The organism is Lentzea sp. NPDC036955 (genome assembly GCF_055608005.1).
Map to the genome: position 1 here is coordinate 55704 of NZ_JBVJRC010000011.1, position 19625 is coordinate 75328.

Below are 19625 nucleotides of genomic sequence, written 5' to 3' on the forward strand. Positions count from 1 at the left end.
GGGGCATTCACAGGCTGACTGACCACAGCGGACGCTCCCGTAGGCGAGCGGCCGCGGTGCGGTCGCCGCGCGGGTCAGCGGGCGTCGCAGTCCTGGAGGACGGCTTCCAGGCGCGCGACGTAGTCGTTGACCTGGCTGACGGTGGGAGGTGCTACCACCGGCAGGTGCTCGGTCAGCGTCACCTCACCGGGATCGCTGTGGCCTGTGACGGTGATTCGCAGCGCGGGCCGGTAGACGCCCCCGGCCACGCTGGCGGGGTAGCCGGCCGCGCGCGCGAGCACGACCTCCTGATTGACCAGCGCCTGTTCCGCTGCCGCCCAGCGCAGCCAACCCTCGGCTACGGCCTGCAGCGAACCGGGGTTGTCGTCGAGGTCCGGCAGGAAGATCCCCAGGGTTGCCTCGTGCCGCCGGCTGACCACCCATCCGGCAGGCCGCCCGTCGTTGTCGGTCTCGAGGTGCTCCAGCACGAGCGTGTAGCGCGCCTGCGGGACGTCCTGGACGTCGGTGTGGTCCCAGACCGGGACGTCGCTGCAGGCCGCCAGCTGACGTACCTCGTCCTCGTAGCTGGCCTCCGCGGCGACCCGGTCGTGGAAGTCACGCACCTCGCAGTTGTCGGGGTCCACGCTTCGCACCGCCCAGCGCACCTGCCCGTCAGGACCGGCGTAGTGGGTCAGCAGCACGTGATGACTGCGCTGGCCGACTTCGTCGCAAGCCCAGCTCTCCCGCTCGGGACAGGCTGCCAGCACCGCCGCGGTGATCACCTCGGCGTACCCCTCGGGCAGTTCAGCATCCGCTGGCACCAAGGTCGAGTCGATGATCCGCACGAGCACTCCTCGGGTGTTGAGCCAGCCACATACACCGGCATTGAACCATACGTGCAATCGGTGTTGCACCTATGGTTCAATCCCCTCGGTCGTCGATCGACGACAATGTGTGTTTTGCCGGGCGTCTGGGAATCCTCGCTACCGTGCCCCGCGGTCCGTCAACGGAGGTCAGTTAGTAGACGGCACTCGATGGCAGTAGCGACCGCTGTCGCCTGACGCCCGCACAGGGACGGGGATCTACGCGGTGGGGGTGTTGCTCGACTGGAGCTGCACGATCAGCTCGTCGAGCGCATCGACCGAGGGAATGTCGGCTCCGGTCCGGGCGAGCATGCGTGCGGTGCGTAGGCGGTCGCGGTGCCGTTGGCGTGGCCGGGGAACCTCGGTCATGCGGGCGTGGCCGTTCACGTCGCACGTGATGGTGATGGCGCCGATGCGGTGACGCACGACCGGTCTGACGGTGTCCAGGGTGAACTGGTGGTAGATCGCCGGCGTGCCGACGGTCTCGCTGGCGTCGGCGAGCTCAACCGGTTGCTCGACCCGGTGGGGCTGTACATCGAGGACGACGAGGTGTTCGCGGACGGGTGGGCCGACGGCGAGGACGTCGCTGCGGAGATCGACGACGCTTTCGTCCGCATCGACCTGACGGCGATCACGGCGAAGCACCGGCGCTGAGTCACTCACCCTGTTCCGGAGCATCGCGAGGAGGGCCTGACGCTGGTGCTGTGCGCGTGGCGTTGTCCCATGCGCGTCCTGGCGATGCTGTCTGTTGGCCAGTCGGTGCAGCGTCGAGCACAGGCGCGGTGGCCTGCCAGGACGACATGTAGCGCCGGCCCACTCGGTAGACGGCGTTGCGGGCCAGCGGCATGGCGTTGGGCGGGGTGATCATGGTGCGCACGCTCCTGTGGTGTCGGCGAGAGTGAGATCGGGATAGGTGCGGCGGTACTCGTCGGCGTGGTGGTGGTAGTGGTCGCGGCCGTGCTGGGTGAGCACGACCAGCGGCAAGGTCGGGCGGGTGGTGAGGTGGTGCGGGCTGTTCGGCACGTCGATCACCTCGACCAGCGGCCCGCCGGGGTGGGCGGTGAGCCGGTCGATCGGCTTCTCGCTGTGGGCGAGGTTCTTGACCTGCCAGCGCAGCAGGCCGGACGGGATCGCGTGCACCTGCTCGGGCGCGGACTCGCCGAGCCGCTCGTACGCCTCGATCACCACCTTCCGCAGGTAGCAGGAGCCGGACTCCTCGAGCGCGACCAGCTTCGCCAGCACGCGCAGGTCGGTATCGCGCAGCAGGTGCGCGGGCTTGCGCGTGCGGTGATCGGCCAAGCCGCGGTGGGCGCCGTCGACCTGTTCGGCCTGCGGGAGATCGGCGTCGGGGTACAGCTCGGCGTAGCAGGCCCGGTGCACGGCGAAGTGCTGGCGGCCCAGCGAGGAGAGCCGAACCCGATGCTGACGCAGCATGCGGCGGTCCTGGTCGGGCCAGTCGGCGCTGAACTCCTCGATCAGCGAACCGTCGCGGCGGTCGCGCAGGCGCAGCAGCGTGTTCCACGACGGCGCGCGGTCCTCGCGGTCCCAGGTGGTCTCGTTGCACAGGCCGCGGTCTCCGGCCGCGTACAGGCGGGCCAGCGCCAGCAGCGACCACCGCGACATCAGTCCCTTCGGCGGGCTGGCCGGAGCGGTGATGCCCGCGCCGTGCTTGGCCGCCGCGCGACCGGCGGTGGTCAGCCGGACCCGGATCCGGTCCACCATCCCGGCCAGCGGCACGTACACGCGGTCGTACTCGACAATCACCAGGTCACGCCGGCGCAGCGCGGCCAGCGTCGACCCGGCGCCGCTGTCGTGCTCGCCCTGCTTGCGCAGCACCGACTGCACCGAGCTGTAGCCGACGATCTCCTTGGGCAGCTTGATGTCGTAGGTGATCAGCCGCCACTCCGCCGCCGGTGGCACGCGCATCCGCTTGGCCTGCAGCCGTTTGATGTCGGCCTCCGCGGCCTGGTCGAAGTCGAGGATGGTCGACAGGTACAGCCGCTGCCGGGCGTTGAGCCCAGCCCAAGCCTGCTCCGCTTTGCCGCTCATCGCACCGATCCACATTGGCGGCGCCCGCTGGCCTCGCCCGCGTCGCGGTGGGAAGCCTGGAACAGCGCCCGGCACGCGGCCCGGCGGCACTGCCCGTTCGGATGCACGGTAGTGGCGTCGGCGACCAGGTCCTCCGCGAGCATGATCCGGCGGGGATCGCACGCCGCGGCCACGCCGACCATGCCGCCGGCCGCCATCACTTCGTGCGAGACCACGGCGATGTGGCGGGCCTTGATGCTGTGCACGTCGGGCCGGTCCAGCCAGCTCGCGTCCCGGCTGGCGGCCTGCAACCGGCCCCGCCGCAGCAGCGGGGTGCCGTGCGGCAGCGCGGCGAGCGCGGTGTCGCCGCCGTGCCACTCGGCCGGTGCGGGGCGCAGTGCGGCGGTCCCGAGAGCCTGGCGACCAGCGGGGGTGAGGGTGACCACGTGGTAGTCGGGAAACCGCTCGTCCGGTGGCATCGGTTCGCCGCGTTTCATCGCCACGCCGTGCGGGTCGATCAGTCCGAGCCGGTCCAGCGTGCGGACGCGCTCGACGAGCCGCCGCCGAGGTCCACCGTCGATGCTGCCGTAGTACATCGCACCGCCGACGTTGCCCTCCGCGACGGCGCGCAGCAGCGCGGCCTGCGCGCGGGTCAGCGTCGGTGTGTTCGCGGAATGATCGCCCATCGTGCGCGTCTCCGTTCGGGTAGTCGGCGCGGTTTTCCTTACAGGGACAGGTATTCGCGAATCCGGCCGCGCACGTGCGGTCGGGGATCGCCGAGCAAGAGCCCGAGCGTGGGCAGCTGCTGGGCGATCTGCAGCTCGTTGAGCGGGGCGGTGACGGGGACGTCGGCGTAGCCGCGGTCGTCGGTGTCCCACTTGGACAGGTCCGACTCGACCGCGCGAACGCGGGCCACGACGCCGTCGACGACGTAGACGATCGCCTTGAGCCGGGGCCGGCGGTCCGGAGCGATCGGGAACCATTTGCGGTCGGCGTCGAGCTGGACCTTCTCGCTGGCGCCGGTCTCGCCGTAGCGGCGATTGGTGTCGGGGTCGACCTTGCGGGTGCGGGTGTTGCGGTAGACGACCAGCGCGCAGTCGCGGCCGTCGTGACGGGCGGCGAGCTGCTTGAACAGCGTGGAGCGGCCGACGTGGAACGCCTTGGCGATCTCCTCGGCGGTGTGCTCGCCGCTGTCGTACATGACCTGCGCCTGGTCGAGCTGGCGCTGGGTGAGCTTCGCGGGGCGGCCACCGACGCGGCCACGGGAGCGGGCCGACGCGAGGCCTTCCAGCGTTCCCTCGACGACGGCCTCGCGGTCGAACTCGGCCAGGGCGGCCATGAACCGGAAGAACAGCCGCCCGATCGGGGTGGAGGTGTCGATGCCCTGCTCCAGGACCACGAAGTCCACCTCGTGCTCCTCGAACCACTTGGCCAGGTCGAGCAGGTGCTGGTGATTGCGGCCGATGCGGCGCAGCCGGGTCACGACGACTTGGTCTCCGGACTCCAGCTGATCGAGGAGCTGGTCGAGCTTGGGCCGGGAGGCGAGCTTGCCGGAGAGCTTCTCGATGACGATGTTCTCCGGCGCGACGCCGGCGGCGGTTAGCGCGTCGAACTGGCTTTCCGGGTGCTGCTCGCGGGTGGAGACGCGGGCGTAGCCGTAGCGGGTCACCGGCGGCCGTCCTCGCCGGAACCAGTCGCCTGGCAACGGTGCCCGACGCAGCCGGGCACCCGGCACCGCAGGCGCTCGTAAAGCCAGTCGGCGAGCTGTGCCAGTTCCAGGCACGGCTGGCTGCCGTCGGGCAGCGGCGCGCACACGATGTAGATCAGGTTCTCCTTGCCGCACACGGCGAGGGCGACCTCGCGCGGCACCGGGTGCTTCATCGGCTCGGTGACCGCCTCGACCGGTGCGCCGCACCCGTCACAGTGGATCGTCCGCCCGCTGGGTGTCGTCGCGATCGCCATCGGCGCCACCTTCCCGTTGTCATCAGTCCAAAAAGGTATCCAGAGAAATTCTTGGACGTTGATTTCCGGACGGCGTTGATGGACTGACTTTACCTGGTCTTTCGTCCCGATGGAACATGGGTCCGGAAAACGATCGTTTAAGAGACTGATCACCGAGACGACGCACGCGTCTCGACCGGCCGAAGGACTGGGCTTTTTGTGGGCATCGTGCTTCACGCGACCCATGCCCACAAAAGGCCCAGTTAAGGATGAGGTCGGCGACGCTGTCGCGCGGCTGATGCGGCGCGGGCTGCCGGTGACCTTGGCGGCGGTGGATCCGGTGCTGCTGGAGCTGCGCGGCGTGCTCGCGCGGGCGGTCGACCCCGGTGACGAGGCCAGCCGGATCGCGGCGCTGGACGGCACGCTGCGTGGTCTGCTGGCCCGGTTCCCGGACGTCCGGTACGCCGCGGCGGCGCGGGCGCTGTTTGGCCTGCCGCCGGCCGTGCCGGGAATGAACCTGACCGTGCGCCGCGAGTTCGCGGCCGAGCAGGCCGGGCACGAGGTGCACCACTTCCGCAAGCGGGTCGAGCCGAAGCTGGTGGCGACGCTGGCCGCCGAGCTGCTCGCGGACGCCGACCGGTTCACCCGCTCGCCGCTGATCGCGCCCCGGCTCGCGCCGGTGACCACGCGCCAGCCGGTGATCGCCGACCCGTTCGCGTGGGAGGTCGCCGAGCACGAAGCGCAACTGTCCCTGTTGTGGTCGGCGATCTACGCCGCCCGCGCCGAACTGCTCACCGTGGAACGGCTGATCAGCCTCCGCGCGGACCGCGCCGACATCATCCGCGCCGCGGTGACCGCTGCTTGGCGGTGGGCCGCTGCCCGTGCCGAGGCGATCAGCTACACCACCGCCTTCGCACCCGACCTCGACGTCGACGAGTTGGTGGCGCTAGCCGGGTGGACCCCAACGCTGACCGCCGGGCATGCCTCGCGGCTGACCGAGGCCGCCGCTGGCGGCGCGAGCCGCGAGCAGTTCGTCGCGCACCTGCACGGCGAGACCGGCCTGGGCAACACCTGGACCGAAGGCTTCCTGGCCGCACTCCCATCCCCCGAGCAGGCCAGGACTGTGTCAAGCACCCCTGTCCCGACTGACCCCGACCAGAACGGATGACCGTGACCAGCATCAACCCCGAGCTGTCCATAGCGCTCGCCGCTGCGGCGGCCGGACCTCCGCGCCGCTACGTCATCACTGGCGGCCCGTCCTCGGGCAAGGACGACCTGATCGCCGCGGTGCACGCCGCCGGAATCCCGTGCATGGTCGACGAGCCCGGCCGCGAGATCTACCGCAAGCACCGCGAACGCCTCGGCCGCCACCTGCGCAAGGAAGACCGCCGTGAGTACTCGCTGGAGGTCCTAGAGGCGTTCATCGCCGAGCACATCGCGCACCTGCACGGCGTGCGGTTCTACAACCGGGGCATCCCGGACGGCTACGGCTGGGAGGGCTTCTTCGGCCTCAAGCCCACGCCTGAGCTCGAAGAGGCGACGAAGCAGTACCGCTACGACGCGATCTTCGTGCTGGATCCGCTGGACACCTTCGAGGACCCCGACGACATCGTGTGGGCCAAGGACCGGGAGATCCGCCGGGTGCACGAGCTGGTCGTGCAGGGCTACTACGACGCCGGCTACGAGCCGGTGTTCGTCGCCCCGGACTCCGCGACGGCGCGGCTGGACTTCATCTGCGCCAACCTGCGCCTGCCCAAACCCAGCCGAGGAGCGTGAAGTCTCTTGTCGCGCAACGGAAAACCCGGCCTGCTGGTCTCGCCGAACAGCATCCTGGCCAACGCGCTGCTGCGCTCGGTCGACCTGCTGCGCCCGCGCGTGCTCGCCGCCCGGCCCAGGCGGATCGAGTTCGTGGTCGGCACGCAGATCAACGGCGCCCCGCACCTCGGCACGAATCTGGTGCAGACCGCGGCGGTCCTGCTCGCCAAGATCGCCCGCCGCGAGTTCTCCATCGACACCGTCGTGCGGTTCGGCGCGCTCGATAATGCGCCGTACGCCGTCGAGCTCGACCCGGAAACGCACCACGCCTATCAGCGGACCTACTTCCACGCCTTGGGCAAGGACAAGATCGGCGAGTGATCGAGGGCTACTACCAGGCGTTCTTCGCCTCGCTGTCGGAAGCCACCGACACCGAGTACGCGGTGGAGACCTACACCGACCAGCAGGCCACCCCAGGGTTTCGGGCGGAGTTTCTGCGCACCCTCGAACGACTGGAGGACATCCGCTGGTGGATGGCACCCAGCCACGGGGTGGTGCACATCCGGGTGCCGTGCCCGGAGTGCGGGTGGGCCGAGAAGCGTGCCGACCGCACCAAACTCGCCCATCTCGACGAGGACGGTGCCACCTTCAGCGCGGTGTGCCTTGACCACGGCGGCTACGAGGTGCACATCGATCCCGAGGACGACGCGCCCTACTTGGACCTCGCGACGCTGTACCGGAACCTGGTCAAGGAGCGGGCGTTCGGCCGTGACACCGACGTGCTGCACGTGATGCTCAAGGGCGGCGACTGGGCCTTCGGCTGCCAGCTCGTCGACGGGGCGCTGGGTGCCCTGGGCACGCCGGCGACGCGGATGCCGATCCGGGTGTTCACCCCGCAGGTGCTCGCCCCGACCGGCGCGAAGCTGTCGAAGTCGCTGCTGCGCGAACAGGGACGCGCCGCGCTCCCGCCGGACGTCGAGCCATGGATGCTCGACACCACCGCCTGGCCAGGGTCGGTGGACGACTACGTCGACGCCCTCGTGTGGCTGGTCGGCGAGCTGCTCACCGACCCCAAGCACTTCTTCCGCTCGTTCACTGTCAAGGAACTCGGCCGACTCATGACCCAGCGCCCCACGGAACCCATCGTCCGCGCCCACGAGATGGGCATCTACAAGCGCTACTTCGACCTCATCGCCACTGGCCGCAAGACCACCGAGATCCGGGTCAACGACTCCAGTCGCCGCAACATCAAGCCCGGCTCGCTGATCCGGTTCAACTGCCAGGGCGACAACGTCCTGACCAGAGTCACCAAGGTCAACCGCTACGCCTCGTTCGAGGAGATGTTCGACCACGAGCCGGTCGCCTCGGTCAACCCGACCGCGACCCGCGAGGACCAACTCGCCAACATCCGCCAGATCTACCCGCCCGAGCGCGAGGCGCTCGGGGTCGTGGCGATCGGCATCGAGCTGGTCGACCCGCCCCGGCCCGCCTGACACCCACGCTGCAGGCGAACCACACGCGGCCCCGCCGGGATCTCCTCCGGTGGGGCCGCGTCATGTCCCAGGTGCGGTCTACTCCGGCGGCAGCAGCCGCTCGACCTCCAGCGCCAGGCGCTGGATGATCGCGCTGCGGTCCTGGCCGGAGGCCTCGGCCAGCCACTCGATGAGCAGGCCCTCGACGAACAGGTTCACCCCGGCCTGGCGGCTGCGCACGTCGGCGTACCAGGCCAGCGAGTCCTCCAACACCGCCACATCGCCGGCCGGCAGCGGCGTACGGAGCTCGACGCGCAGCGTCTCCGGCTGGTTGACCTGGGCGATCAGCTCCATCGCCCGCCGCGGCGTGATGCCGGGTTCCCCGGTGATCGTCAGTGCCCGCAACCAGTCCTCGGCCATGGCGCGCGCCGACGGACGCGGCACTGGCTGGGGTTCGCCCGCTCCGGTCGCAGGAGTGTCCGATCCGGAGCCCGACCTGCGTCGCCACCACTTCATGGCCTCACCGTAGGGCCGGGATCATGCGGAAGGCCCGGCACGTCGGGGGGCGAGCGTGCCGGGCCTGTCACTGAAGTGCATCGGACAACAGGGCCTGCGGCGTTACGTGCCGGCCGCGGGCAGCGCCGGTCACCGGTCGGGGTGGGCTGCCTCCCAGTCGACGGTGACCTTGGCGAAGTGCTTGTGCCAGTTCAGTTCGCAGGCGGTCACGACCACGTACGGCTTGTCGCCGCCGAGCTGCCACAGCACGTCGATGACCTGGTACGAGCGCTGCTGGTCGAAGCAGACGAACTCGCCGACGCGTGGCACGTGCGGAGACTGCTCGACTTCCTCGTCACGGCTGTCGCCGTCCTCGCCGCGCAGGGAGTAGATGACGTGGATCAACGCAGGTGTCCCTTTCCTCGGGGTTAGTCGCCGCCGCCGGCGTTCTCGGCGCTGGAGAGCAGTTCCTGGGCCAGATCGCGCAGGCCCGCGACGGCGGAGAACCGCGGATCGTTAGCGGGGTCAAGGCCGTCGTTCTTGGCCTTGACCCACAACGCGTCGACGTAGTCGAACAGCGTCTGCCGGGCCTCGTACTGCGCCACCAGCGCATCCTGGTCCAGTCCTTGCAGACCGATCACGTCGTGCGGGGTGAACCCGTCGCACAACTCGATGGCCATCTGCTGGTGATCCAGCTCTTCGGTGTCGTCCACCCCGCCATCGTCCCAACACCCGCGCGGCACGCCGAGCCGCCGCGCGGGTGCCGCCGGGCTCAGAACAGGGTGTCGCGGACCCGCAGGGGCCGGTAGCCGGTCGGGCCGAGCTGGGCGAGTTCGCCCTCGATGTCGACCTCGATCGCCCCGAAGAAGTTGATGTTCTCCGAGTGCGCCGGAGAGATGTGCGCGAGCACCTCGTCGTCGATGCGGCGCCCGGACCGGCGCATCGACTCCACCGCCAGGCCGTAGTACTCGGTGGTCCAGGCGATCACCGCGTTCGTCACCAGCGTCAGGCACCAGGCCTGCTCGGTCTGCTGCTCCAGGTGACGCGCTCGCACCGCGCCTTCGTGCGCGTAGAGCAGGTCCCGCTTGAGCGCGTGCAGGGACTCGCCCTTGTTGAGCTGCCGGGAGATCTTGCGCCGGTACGCCGGGTCGGTGAGGTAGCGGCGTACTCCTTCAGCGCCGCGGCCAGCGCGTTCTGGCGGCTGGACGCGGACAGCTTGCCGACCAGCAGCGACGCGGTGGCGTGGCCGAACTTCAGCGACCCGGCCAGCCGGAGCAGGTCGTCGTAGTGCTCGGCGATCAGGTCGAGGTTGAGCTTGCGCGTGAGCAGCGGCCCGGTGTGCGGGAACAGGTCCTCGGTCTGCGCCCGCGATCCCGCCCGGTACAGGGTGTTCTTCTCGAGGTCGCGGATGCGGGGTGAGAGCTGCAGGCCGAGCAGGTCGAACAGGCCGAAGTTGACCAGGGTGACGCCGTGCGTGTCGGTGGCGTGTTCGGTGACGGGGATGTCGGTGGCGTTGCCGAGGATCTCGTCGAGCACGTAGTGCGCCTCGCGCTTGGTCGCCACGATGATTTTCGTGCCGTAGGGGGTGTGCTGGTCGGTGACGTGCGTGTACGTCGACAGCCCTTCCGAGGCGAAGTACCGGCTCAAAGCCCTTGCCGTCACGGACTTCCCGCGCGTGGGGAACCGCTGTCCGTCCGAGGAGGACAGCGTGCCGGTGCCGAACACCGGCGTGAGCGGCAGCCGCTGGTGGTAGCCGATGATCGCTAGGTTCGCCGCCCGCAGCGTCTCCTCCCGCACGTACCACTCGCTGGTCCAGGCGAGCACGTCGTAGGAGATCCCGCAGGCCTCCGCCATCCGCGTCAAGCCCAGGTTGGTGGAGTGCGCGAGCAGCACCGCGATCAGGTTGCGCTTCAACTCGGGTGAGCGGGCCTGCTTGCCGCTGGCGTGGGTGAAGCAGTCCAGGTAGCCGGTGCGTTTGTCCAGCTCGATCAGCAGCGACACGATCGGCGCGAACGGCAGCATCTCCGTCAGCTCCGCCTTGAGCGCCAGCGCCTCGGCAGGCACGTCCTCCGCGGTCAGCGGCGAGATCACCAGATCGCCGTCGTCGTCCAGGCGCACCGGGCCGTCGCCGGCGGCGAGGACCTGCTCCAGGCCGTCGAGGGCCTCGTCGAGCTCGTCGGTGGCCTGAGCCAGCGCCCGCGCCGGGTCGGCCGGTTTGCCGACCAGCTGGCAGAACTCCGTCCGCTGCAGGTTCCACTTGTCCGAGGTGAGCAGGTAGGCGGCCGGGTCGGAGTAGCGGCGCGAGCCCGGCACGAACACGTCCCCGCTGCGCATGCCGTCGCGCAGCGCCAGCAGCACGCACAGCTCCCAGTAGTGCCGGTAGGCGTTGCTTCGCCGCGGTCTCCAGGTAGCCGCGCCACCGCGCCGGCACGAACCCGTCCGGTGTTCCGGCCGGGACGCGGCGGGTGCCGGAGGCGTTGAGGTCGCGCAGGACGTCGACCGCGGCGAGCAGATCCGCGGCCGCGGTGCCGTCGGCGAACTGCACGGCCGCGAGCACGTGCGGGGTGAACTGCCGCAGATAGCCGTAGGAGCCGTCCAGCGCGGCCAGGTGCCTATGATCACGAGGCAACCTCGGCAGCGCGGTGGCCTGCGCGGCGCAGTCGCTCCCAGCCGATCCGCTCGCCCCGGATCAGCGCGCCGACGTCCTCGTCCGCCACCGCCGGGTCACCGACGATGGCCAGAATCGCGTCCAGCAGCGCCTGCCGGTCCTCACCGGCCCTGCCCCGCTCGGCCAGCGCGTCGCGCATCTTCCGCTCGGCCTTGCTCTCCCGCGCCGAGATCGCCTGGTCGAACAGCTGCACCACCTCGTCGAGCACCTCGACCGCCGACTGCGCCAGCAGCGTCAGCAGCGTCAGCAGGATCGGATACCGGCGCTGGGCGTCGCGGCGTTCCAGCGACTGCCCGGTCAACCGGCGGCCGACCGTTGCCAGAAACCGGCGCCGTTCCGCTGGCAGCACCGACAGATCAAGTGTGTCCGCGCCCAGGCTGCGCAGGAACTCCAGCTTCGCCACCTCCGCGCGCACCGCCGAGGGCGAGGCCTCCACCGGCCCGGTCGACAACCACCGCAACCGCGACATCTTCAGCTCGGGATCGACCACCAGCAGCCCGTCCAGCGCCGCACAGCGCGCGTCGGTGAACTCGTGCGCCAGCCGGTCGAAGGTCTCCCGCTGCGCCTCCGCGCGAGCGTGCGCAACCCGCTTGACCACCGTCACCGGACCCGGCCGGATCACCTTCGCCGAGATCAAGTACTCACACGCCAACCGGAACAGCAGCGTCGGCGAGTCATGCTCCATCGCCCGCGCCAGCAGGAACTCGTCGAGCTCCTTGAGCTCCAGCGTCGTCGGCAGCCGCCACGACAAGTACTGCGCGGCCAGCCGCAGATGATCCGTCCGAGTCTTCGCCCGCTTCCCGTAGGACCGCAGCTCGCCCGGATCCACACCGAGCTGCTCGGCCAGCCGGGCCACCGCAACCGGCGGCGCCGCCGACACCTTGTCCGGCACGAAACCCAGCCACGGCAACGTACACAACGCCACCGCCAACCCCAGACGATCCGCCGGGCCACGCCCACGACCAGGATCAACGAACGCGATATCCGCCTGCGTCAGCGTGAAGAACCGGGCTAACTCGTCGCGGCCGATCTCCGGGAACTCCCGCAGACGCTCCAGCTCCTCGTCCGCGAACACCTGCGCCGACAACCACAACCCCCAACCCAGAGAATTCCCAGGTCAGAAGCCTACCGAAGCCATACCCGCCCGATTTTTCCCGGATACTACGGCGACCCCTGGAATCCCGTGGGTTCAGCGAGAGTGAAGGCTCCTCATGGGAACCCGAGGCACATCGGTCCTTGGAGTCATGATCCATGCTTGGGTTTACCTCAAGCGAGGCGGAGTGCTCGGACTCGGACTTGCCCTCCGGGGCCCAAGCAGCTGGCACAGGCCGCGACGGGACGCCTGTCGTGCATCGCCCCTCGCTCGCGGGGCACTGTCGTGGAGCTTGGGGTGATCACTGTGGTGGCGCACAGGCAAGGGGTCGTTCGGGAGATGCCGGCCGGGCTTCGGTCCGTAACGCTCCGAGGGGTAGCCGCGAACGTGAGGTCAGAGCCCTGCCGGCCTCGACCGTGATCAACGCGGACATCGCCGAACTGTCGCAGGGATCGCCCGGATATGCGACAGGGGGTGTCATGAACTCCGGTGACTCCATGATCCCAGAGGCCCCGTCCTGGGGGGATATAGTCCATGGGCTCGTGCAATGGATAACCGGGGGGCCAGGGGTTGTCGCGACAGTAGTAATGACTGCAATCGCGCTCTACACCTGGTGGAGCCTTCTTCGTGACACCGCGCGTCACACAGTCAAGGTCGGCGGCGCGGTATCAGGATTTGCCGGTCGGATCCGAGCGCGACTACGTCGCTATAGAAGCGTCCAGCTCATCACGGCGTCGCTTCTAACTATCGTGCTATTGGCGGTGCAGGCCATGTGGCTATTCGCCGTGTGGGCTTTGGGTACGGGACTAGCGAGCGGGTTCTACGATGGTCCGGTACGGTGGCTGACCGGTGGCTGGTTCGCCACCATGTACACAATAGTTCACCTCATAATACTCGTGATCGTATATCTGAAGCCTACTGACGACGTCGTTACCTCTTCTTTTTACGTAGTCGCATTCCCAGCCGTGGCCTGGGCGTTCATTCCCGCGCTAGTGGGTATCTTCTGGCTTTTTGGCGTACTGTTCGCTGAACAGCCTTGGGAGAACGGAGGTCCTCTTCCGTTCGTCGGTGCCATGCTGGCATATGTAGCGTTCAGCGCTGTCGCGCTGTTCTCAGTACTCGCGGTGGTCAACACATGGTGGATCCGGCCGGGCGAAATCCCTATCGACCGATAATTTCCTCCAGCCGTCGAGCCGATTTCTCAACGTGGTCAAGCCCGATTCCGCAGTTTACCCCAAGCCGCCCCCAGGCATCGCCACCGCTATGTAGCGGATGCACTCTGGCCCACTCGTTTTCGCCTGAGTCGCGGACTCCGAGAGTTCCGTCTTCCACGATACAGAATTCGAGACGCCTACGCAGCATGGTGTCCGGGTTCGGCTCTGGCTCTGCCTCAATCCACAGAGGCCAGACCGCACGCTTCCTGGCGATGTTGAACCTCCGCGTCCCTCTCCGCACAACAGCACGGCGTGTATCCGGAGAACCAGCGGCGGAATGAGTCGCGAGAAAAGCGTCGGCCGCAACCCGCCAGCGTTGCCATGGAGTAAGAGTGTTCATTGAAGAATCCTGTTCCTGTTGATGAACTGCGGCTAATTGTCGCATTCTGCTGCGGGTTGTTAGTAGCTGGCGGGCGGAGTTGGCGTAGCGGATCGCGGTCTTCTCGGCGATGCCGAACACGAGGGCCAGGTGCAGGGGTCGGCTCGGTGGGTGAGGGCTTCCTCGAGTTGGCGGTCCATGCGTAGCCGGTCGAGGGTGGCCTCGTGACCGCGGAAGGTGGTGTTGAGCCAGTAGCTGCTGACCGGGCCGGTGGTGAGAGCGGTGCGCATGTTGATCAGCAGGTGCGGGTTGAGGGTCGTGGGCCAGCGGGTGCGGCGGTAGTCGAGCCAGTGCAGCAGGGCGCGGCGGGTCATCTCGTCGAGAGGGCGTGTGCGTCCGGCGATGGTGAGTCGTCGGTTGCCGAGGTCGATGTCGTCGAGCAGCAGGTCGCTGATGCCGCCTGGGCGGGCGGCGTGAATGCTGGCCAGCGCGAGGATGAGCGGATCCGCCGGACGTACCGCTGCGGTCATGGTGCGTTCGACGTGGTCGGAGGCCAGCAGCTGCAGGACGCCGCCGGCACGTTGTCCGACGCGGATGCGGCTGGTGGGGTTGCTGAAGACCGCGCCGTTCTTCTTCGCGGCGGCGAACAACGAGCGCAGGGCGACCAGGACGGTGTGTCGTCTGTTGCCGTGGAAGGGTTCCAGCGCGGCCAGGACGTCGTCTCGGGTGACCTCGCGCAGGTGGGCGTAGCGCTCGGCCCAGGTGATCAGGAGCGGGCGGACGGCGTTGAGGTAGTGCAGGGTCGTGCTGCGGGTTCGGGCGGCGTGGCGTGGCCCGCCGTGGTGCAGTGCCCGTATCCACCGCTCGGTCTCGGCGGCGAAGCCGTCGAGCAGGCTGCGGAGCTTGTTCTCCAGCCATGACTCGAAGGCGGGGCGGCGGTCGTCGACCAGGATGCCCATCTCCTGAAGGACTTCGGCGGCGCGTTCGACGCTGAAGCGAGGGCGCAGGGCGGTGAACAAGGCCGAGTAGGTGACCTGGTCACCCTCGACGTGGTTGGCCAGCACGAGCGTGAGCGCCCGTTCCGCGTCGAGCACGGTCGAGCGGGTCCCGCCACGGATCTCGCCGATGCGGTGCACCAGGTGGTGCGCCCAGCTGATCCAAGGGTTGTGCATAGGCTGGCTAGCGGCGCCGAAGGCCAGGTAGGTGCCGCGCCGCTGGGTGAACAGCACCAGCTGGACGGGCTCGGCCGAGGGGCGTGTCGCTGGCGGTGGTGCTGGTTTGCGTGGTCTGCCGCGGCGTTCGTAGCGGCGAGGTGGAGTGATGGCGGATCCTCGCTGGGACACCATGTTCGCGAAGAACAGCTGGTGGTGGTCGACTGCGGTGATGAAGTCGACCGCGGTCAGCTTCCACTTCCCGCTGGCGTGAGCCAGGGTCCGGGCCTGGTCCCAGCACAGGCGGCAGTAGTGCCTGCGCAGTGGCTGGCGGCGTGCGCAGCCTCGGCAACGGCCGGGCCGGTGCTTGCGTCCGAACATGTAGCAGGCCGCGCAGAGCCCGCGGGCAAAGGTGTGTCCCCAGGCCAGGCAACCGGTGCAGGTGGTGACGGTGCGTCCCTCGTCCCACTTGCTCATGCCGGTGGCAGCGAGCGCCCGTCGCGGCGCCTGGGCGTGACCACCGTGGCGTTACTCGCGGCTGCGGTCTTCGGCGTCTGTTCCGCGCCGGGGCGGGTGACCTTCTCCGGTTCGGGGATCAGCAGCTCGCCGACCTCGCAGCCCAAGACCGCGCAGATGACGTCGAGGTCGTCGAGCTTGATGCTGGCCGGTTCGCCCGACCACAGCCCGGACATCTTCCCGGCCGAGATCACCAGGCCGTGCTCGGCGAGCCGACGTTGCAGCTCGCTGGCCTTCCAGATGCCGCGGTTGGCGGCGGCCAGGCGCAGGTTCCACTTCATGGCAGCAGTCCTTCCAGCCGCCGTGCGGCTCGTTCCTGTCCCGCGATCCAGGCGTCCTCAACGCGGGTCTTGTGGACGTGGACGTACTTCATCGTCGTGGCCACCCAAGAGTGCCCGAGTGTCTCCTGGATGGAGATCAGGTCCATTCCGGACAGATAGAGCTCGCTGGCGCAGAAGTGCCGCAACACATGCGGCGTAAGGGTTTCCGCCCAGCCGGGTAGGTGCGCTGCGGTGGCCTCGGCCAAGCCGGTGCGCAGCGCGTCGGCACCGACCCGGCGGCTGGATCCGTCGGCGTTGCGGCGTTCCGAAGGGAACAGCGGAGCGCCGGGGCGAGTGTGGTCGTCGTCGTACAGGCCCCAGACGTCCTCGATGAACCAGCGCAGCGTCCGGCCCGCGTCGTTGATCAGCGGCACCATGCGTTCACGCGGGCCGCTGCCCCGGCTGCCCTTGCCGAGACGGACGTGGAGCTTGCCGAACCTGCCCAGGTCCCACTTGACGTCGCTGAAGTCCAGGCTGCGGACCTCGTTGATCCGCAGCCCCGCCTCCGACATCAGGCGAGCGGCGGCGTAGTTGCGCGCGGTCGGCGCGAACTTTCGGCAGGTCGCCAGATCACCACGCCACCCGGCGAACAGGCCATTCATCTCGGCCGCGGTCGGCGGGATCCGCAGCGCAGCGGCCTTGTCGCCCCGTGGCCGGTTCATCTCGTCGATCGGGCACTCGACGACCCGGCCGGTCAGCTGGTGGATCTCGATCTTGTGCCGCAGCTCCAGGAACCGGAAGTAGGTGGTCAGCGCCTGCGCGCGGGCATGGCGGGTGCCCTTGGCCGCACCGCGCATCACTTTGCCGAAGTAGACGTCGGCGTCCGCTGGTTCCATGTCCCACAACGGTCGCTCGAACCACGTTCGGACCTGTTCGAGCTGGCCGACGTCGTTGCGGATCGTGCTGTCCGCCAGACTTGCCGATGCCCGCGCGAGCACGAACCCGGCCAGCACGTCGGTCTCGAAGTCCGCCAGTTCCTCTGGCCCGACCGGCGCACGTCGCTCGCGGAGATCCCGCACCACAGCCAGCGCCAACCCGAGCCTCCTCGCCTTCACCTGAGCCCTCGAAGGCTCAGCTTCAGCGAGATCACTTCAGAAATCCTGAAGACCCATCACATCGGGGTCGTCTGCCGGAGAACCCGCCGAACGCCCTGTTCCTGGCGGCGACAGAGCCTCGGCCTCTCCAAGAGGAACCCACGAACTCAAGACATGTGGGTTACTCGCCGCGTCGACAGCGGCGAGGCGAAGCTGGACCTGCCCACCGTGCGCAGCACCACTGGCTGAGTACGTGCTGGCTGCTTCACTGGGCACCAGTCACGGCACGCATCTGCTCTGGACGCCCGAAGATCACTTGTGTTGCTACGGCACAGGAACCCAGCCCGGCCACGGCCGGTCGCCCAGCTCCCCGCGTATGCAGGCGATCCGGTGCGCGGCCTGCTCGGCGATCTCTTCGGCCTTGGGCGCGAGCTGGACGGCCATGGTGGTCATCCGGAGCTCCCGGATGTCGCGCAGCAGCGCGAAGCCTGCCCACGTGGTGACGTCGTGGCCGTAGCCGCCGGTGAACTCGCGATAGGCCTGCTCGCTGATGAAGCCGAAGGACGTGTGCGCGAGCGCGGTGGAGACGAGGTCCCATTCCGGTGGGCCGACCGACATGCGTTCGAGGTCGAGCAGCACGATCTCGCCGTCCTCGGTGGCCACGACGTTGCCGCGGAACGCGTCGCCGTGCACCACGGCTGGCGGCAGGCCAGCTGGTAGCTCGTGGTGGTAGGCGTGGTGCAGTGACGCGAGCCGGTGCCGCAGCCACTGCCGGTCGCGGTCGGTGAACGACGTGGCGCCGTCGATGCGGTCGGCCAGGCGGACGTAGGGCGGGCAGTTCGGCGGGCAGGAGCTTGTCGCGGCACTGCCGGACCTGAACGTGTACCCCGCGCGCCGACATCGACGCCACTGACACACGAGGCTTGCCCGCGACCGCCGCGCCGATGCCCGATTGCGTCAGCACCTCGGCGGCCGGCTGCTCTTGTCGAGAGGACTGTTGCGATCCTCACCCACGGCTGAGGGCGCACCCCGCGTCTACGGGGAACGAGCGATGACGATGAGATTTACCCACGCGCCCCGCCACATCATGTCCGTGCGCAGCTGCGGGTCGCTCGTGCTGCCTCTCGTGGGTGATCATCGAGCGCCAGACCTTTTGGGCGAGCTCCTGAGAATCGGCGGCGCTGGCGCCTCGCCGCCGGTAGAAGGACACGACGTCCGAATTCCTACGCGCCGCGAGCTGCCCAAGGGTCTCGCCCGGATCCACGGGCAGCTCGCCAGTCGACCTCGCCGCGGGGCACTGGTCGGCAGAGAAGTGAGGACGAGGCCGTTCGACCGCGGTTGGGCCGCCGTCAACTCCGCCTGCCGAGCCGTATCGTCACCGCACCCCTGGGCATGCCCACGTCCGACGATGGCCAGGAGGCAACCTTCAAAGCTCCCGGCGGCCGGCGCAGCAGTCCTCATTCGCAGGTCCTGACCCGGCATCCGGTTCTCGGCAGATCGCCGTAGGTACGGTGTGGAGCGTGACTGACCTCGACATCGACGCGATTCGGTCGTTGCGCGCTCTCTACCAGCAGGTGCCGGACGTCCGGTGCAAGGGACTTTGTGCGCACACGTGCCGCAGTCCCATTCACATGAGCGGCACCGAGCAGGCACGCATCACGGCAGTCACGGGGCAACCCGTTCCGGAATGGCTGGAGCAGCGCACGAGCTCACCGTGCCCGCTGCTCGATCTGAGCACGATGCGCTGCACGGCGTACCGGGTCAGGCCGATGATCTGCCGCATTTGGGGTGCAGCCGAGGCGATGAGATGCCCGCACGGCTGCACGCCGGAAGGAGACCGATGGCTGACCGATGCTGAAGCTGTGGAGCTCCAGCTGCGGTCCTATCACTCAGGTGGAGCTCCACTGGGTATCGACGTCGAGATCTGCCTGGCGATGATCGAGGACGATCCACAGATCGCCGTATTGCTCGCGCCCATGCTGCGCGGGGATCACACGCACGCCGAGCGGCTTGCCGACCGCGTGCGCGCCTACGTTGCACGAGCTCGGCAGGCTTAGCGGCTCAGGGCCTGCGGAGGGTGCTACCGCCCGAAGCCGCGTCGCTGTCCGATTGAGTGAACGAGCGAGGGTATCGCAGCGCACGTTGCGGGGTCCTCGACCTATCCGACCGGAGGTCTGCCTTAGCCCGGTGGTCGCCGCCGCAGACCATCTCGTACCCGAGACCTGCTTTAGGTTCCGGTTCCCGTACGCCGAGGTCGGAATGTCAGCACCACGGCGCCACCGGAGTCGGCAGAGTCCACGGTGTTCACAGACGAGCTGGCTTCGGGCGCGGGCACGATGTCGGCCGGCGGAGCCGCCTGGCGCTGGTCGTGGGCGCTCCGGGCTGGTTCGCGGGCCACGTTGGCCTCGGCTTCGGCGAGGGCGCCGACCAGGCCATACAACGGGCTGTTGTCGAGCAGGTCCCGTTTGAGCAGGTGGATCAAGGTCATCCGGGGGTCGAAGTGCCCAGGAAGTCCATAATCTCCAGCAGGCCCTTCTCCTGCCCGAGCAGCAGGTAGGCCGCGGAGTGCCGCAGGGTGTGCGGAGTGATGCGGTCAACCTCCGCCAGGCCGGCACCCGTTGCCGTCTCCTTGACGAGGTTGTGGATGTCGCGGAAGGTCAGCGCCGTGCCGGTGATGGTGATGAACAGCAGCCCGGCCAGCTGGTCGACATCGACGCTCTCGCGCGGCACGCGAGGCCAGGTAGGCGGACAGGCTCCGCATGCTCCAAGGCGGTACG

24 protein-coding genes and 1 pseudogene are annotated in these 19625 nt (G+C 68.8%); 7 read left to right on the forward strand and 18 right to left on the reverse strand.

Going from position 1 to position 19625, the window contains the following annotated elements; translation table 11 throughout:
- Nucleotides 1–74 precede the first annotated feature (74 nt).
- Together ACZ7CF_RS33700 and ACZ7CF_RS33705 are read right to left on the reverse strand one after the other, a co-directional pair.
- On the reverse strand, nt 75–824 hold the full coding sequence (locus tag ACZ7CF_RS33700; protein ID WP_470371544.1) for a hypothetical protein: 750 nt from the start codon (nt 822–824) through the stop codon (nt 75–77).
- Nucleotides 825–1061: 237 nt separating this feature from the next.
- Nucleotides 1062–1268 (reverse strand): hypothetical protein, encoded by a 207-nt coding sequence (locus tag ACZ7CF_RS33705; protein WP_470371545.1) that lies wholly within the window; start codon nt 1266–1268, stop codon nt 1062–1064.
- Between the two features lie 30 nt (nt 1269–1298).
- Here ACZ7CF_RS33705 and ACZ7CF_RS33710 point away from each other — a divergent pair, with 30 nt between their 5' ends.
- Nucleotides 1299–1496: a hypothetical protein gene (locus ACZ7CF_RS33710; RefSeq protein ID WP_470371546.1), complete on the forward strand. Its 198-nt coding sequence runs from the start codon at nt 1299–1301 to the stop codon at nt 1494–1496.
- Between the two features lie 210 nt (nt 1497–1706).
- Here ACZ7CF_RS33710 and ACZ7CF_RS33715 read toward each other — a convergent pair whose 3' ends face one another.
- The 4 genes from ACZ7CF_RS33715 to ACZ7CF_RS33730 are packed head-to-tail and all read right to left on the reverse strand — an operon-like array spanning nt 1707 to nt 4832.
- Nucleotides 1707–2891: a hypothetical protein gene (locus ACZ7CF_RS33715; protein WP_470371547.1), complete on the reverse strand. Its 1185-nt coding sequence runs from the start codon at nt 2889–2891 to the stop codon at nt 1707–1709.
- Nucleotides 2888–3556, reverse strand: a complete 669-nt coding sequence (locus tag ACZ7CF_RS33720) for a hypothetical protein (protein WP_470371548.1) — start codon at nt 3554–3556, stop codon at nt 2888–2890. Before ACZ7CF_RS33720 ends, ACZ7CF_RS33715 begins: the two co-directional genes overlap by 4 nt.
- A 38-nt stretch (nt 3557–3594) precedes the next feature.
- Entirely contained in the window at nt 3595–4539 is a 945-nt protein-coding gene (locus ACZ7CF_RS33725) for a recombinase family protein (protein ID WP_470371549.1), read from the reverse strand.
- Nucleotides 4536–4832, reverse strand: a complete 297-nt coding sequence (locus ACZ7CF_RS33730; RefSeq protein WP_470371550.1) for a hypothetical protein — start codon at nt 4830–4832, stop codon at nt 4536–4538. The genes ACZ7CF_RS33725 and ACZ7CF_RS33730 overlap by 4 nt, the downstream gene beginning before the upstream one ends.
- 310 nt (nt 4833–5142) lie before the next feature.
- Here ACZ7CF_RS33730 and ACZ7CF_RS33735 point away from each other — a divergent pair, with 310 nt between their 5' ends.
- From ACZ7CF_RS33735 to ACZ7CF_RS33750, 4 genes are read left to right on the forward strand one after another with little or no spacing between them, the layout of a single operon-like run.
- A complete protein-coding gene (locus ACZ7CF_RS33735; RefSeq protein WP_470371551.1) occupies nt 5143–5979 on the forward strand; it encodes a hypothetical protein in 837 nt (278 codons plus the stop codon).
- Complete coding sequence (locus ACZ7CF_RS33740; RefSeq protein ID WP_470371552.1) at nt 5976–6587, forward strand: AAA family ATPase; 612 nt, start codon at nt 5976–5978, stop codon at nt 6585–6587. The genes ACZ7CF_RS33735 and ACZ7CF_RS33740 overlap by 4 nt, the downstream gene beginning before the upstream one ends.
- Nucleotides 6588–6593: 6 nt before the next feature.
- Nucleotides 6594–6947 (forward strand): hypothetical protein, encoded by a 354-nt coding sequence (locus ACZ7CF_RS33745; protein ID WP_470371553.1) that lies wholly within the window; start codon nt 6594–6596, stop codon nt 6945–6947.
- Complete coding sequence (locus ACZ7CF_RS33750) at nt 6944–8059, forward strand: ASCH domain-containing protein (protein WP_470371554.1); 1116 nt, start codon at nt 6944–6946, stop codon at nt 8057–8059. The genes ACZ7CF_RS33745 and ACZ7CF_RS33750 overlap by 4 nt, the downstream gene beginning before the upstream one ends.
- Nucleotides 8060–8137: 78 nt before the next feature.
- Here the strand turns inward: ACZ7CF_RS33750 and ACZ7CF_RS33755 are convergent, their stop codons facing one another.
- From ACZ7CF_RS33755 to ACZ7CF_RS33780, 6 genes and pseudogenes are all read right to left on the reverse strand, one after another.
- Complete coding sequence (locus ACZ7CF_RS33755) at nt 8138–8554, reverse strand: hypothetical protein (protein WP_470371555.1); 417 nt, start codon at nt 8552–8554, stop codon at nt 8138–8140.
- Nucleotides 8555–8683: 129 nt separating this feature from the next.
- Nucleotides 8684–8938 carry a hypothetical protein gene (locus tag ACZ7CF_RS33760; protein ID WP_470371556.1) on the reverse strand — a complete coding sequence of 85 codons (255 nt, stop codon included), beginning with the start codon at nt 8936–8938 and terminating at the stop codon, nt 8684–8686.
- A 23-nt stretch (nt 8939–8961) separates the two neighbouring features.
- Nucleotides 8962–9246 carry a hypothetical protein gene (locus ACZ7CF_RS33765; protein WP_470371557.1) on the reverse strand — a complete coding sequence of 95 codons (285 nt, stop codon included), beginning with the start codon at nt 9244–9246 and terminating at the stop codon, nt 8962–8964.
- 59 nt (nt 9247–9305) lie between these two features.
- Nucleotides 9306–9662 carry a Tn3 family transposase gene (locus ACZ7CF_RS33770; RefSeq protein ID WP_470371811.1) on the reverse strand — a complete coding sequence of 119 codons (357 nt, stop codon included), beginning with the start codon at nt 9660–9662 and terminating at the stop codon, nt 9306–9308.
- A gap of 95 nt (nt 9663–9757) precedes the next feature.
- Nucleotides 9758–10867: pseudogene (locus ACZ7CF_RS33775) on the reverse strand (Tn3 family transposase); the annotation flags it as partial.
- 284 nt (nt 10868–11151) lie between these two features.
- Nucleotides 11152–12288 carry a DUF4158 domain-containing protein gene (locus ACZ7CF_RS33780; protein ID WP_470371558.1) on the reverse strand — a complete coding sequence of 379 codons (1137 nt, stop codon included), beginning with the start codon at nt 12286–12288 and terminating at the stop codon, nt 11152–11154.
- A gap of 422 nt (nt 12289–12710) precedes the next feature.
- Between ACZ7CF_RS33780 and ACZ7CF_RS33785 the strand changes: the two genes are divergently transcribed.
- Nucleotides 12711–13469, forward strand: coding sequence for a hypothetical protein (locus ACZ7CF_RS33785; RefSeq protein WP_470371559.1), 759 nt, complete (start codon nt 12711–12713; stop codon nt 13467–13469).
- Between the two features lie 438 nt (nt 13470–13907).
- On the opposite strand, the gene ACZ7CF_RS33790 is transcribed toward ACZ7CF_RS33785, so the two are convergent.
- From ACZ7CF_RS33790 to ACZ7CF_RS33805, 4 genes are all read right to left on the reverse strand, one after another.
- On the reverse strand, nt 13908–15056 hold the full coding sequence (locus tag ACZ7CF_RS33790; protein ID WP_470371560.1) for a hypothetical protein: 1149 nt from the start codon (nt 15054–15056) through the stop codon (nt 13908–13910).
- Nucleotides 15057–15451: 395 nt separating this feature from the next.
- Nucleotides 15452–15775 (reverse strand): helix-turn-helix domain-containing protein, encoded by a 324-nt coding sequence (locus ACZ7CF_RS33795; RefSeq protein WP_470371561.1) that lies wholly within the window; start codon nt 15773–15775, stop codon nt 15452–15454.
- Nucleotides 15772–16848 (reverse strand): tyrosine-type recombinase/integrase, encoded by a 1077-nt coding sequence (locus ACZ7CF_RS33800; protein ID WP_470371562.1) that lies wholly within the window; start codon nt 16846–16848, stop codon nt 15772–15774. The genes ACZ7CF_RS33795 and ACZ7CF_RS33800 overlap by 4 nt, the downstream gene beginning before the upstream one ends.
- A gap of 324 nt (nt 16849–17172) precedes the next feature.
- On the reverse strand, nt 17173–17766 hold the full coding sequence (locus ACZ7CF_RS33805) for a phosphotransferase family protein (RefSeq protein ID WP_470371563.1): 594 nt from the start codon (nt 17764–17766) through the stop codon (nt 17173–17175).
- Nucleotides 17767–18368: 602 nt separating this feature from the next.
- Here ACZ7CF_RS33805 and ACZ7CF_RS33810 point away from each other — a divergent pair.
- Nucleotides 18369–18905 (forward strand): YkgJ family cysteine cluster protein, encoded by a 537-nt coding sequence (locus ACZ7CF_RS33810; protein ID WP_470371564.1) that lies wholly within the window; start codon nt 18369–18371, stop codon nt 18903–18905.
- 170 nt (nt 18906–19075) lie between these two features.
- Here ACZ7CF_RS33810 and ACZ7CF_RS33815 read toward each other — a convergent pair whose 3' ends face one another.
- Together ACZ7CF_RS33815 and ACZ7CF_RS33820 are read right to left on the reverse strand one after the other, a co-directional pair.
- Nucleotides 19076–19336 carry a hypothetical protein gene (locus ACZ7CF_RS33815; RefSeq protein WP_470371565.1) on the reverse strand — a complete coding sequence of 87 codons (261 nt, stop codon included), beginning with the start codon at nt 19334–19336 and terminating at the stop codon, nt 19076–19078.
- The gene (locus ACZ7CF_RS33820; protein WP_470371566.1) at nt 19333–19578 is read right to left on the reverse strand and encodes a tyrosine-type recombinase/integrase; all 246 of its coding nucleotides are present in this window, start codon (nt 19576–19578) and stop codon (nt 19333–19335) included. Before ACZ7CF_RS33820 ends, ACZ7CF_RS33815 begins: the two co-directional genes overlap by 4 nt.
- Nucleotides 19579–19625: the final 47 nt, after the last annotated feature.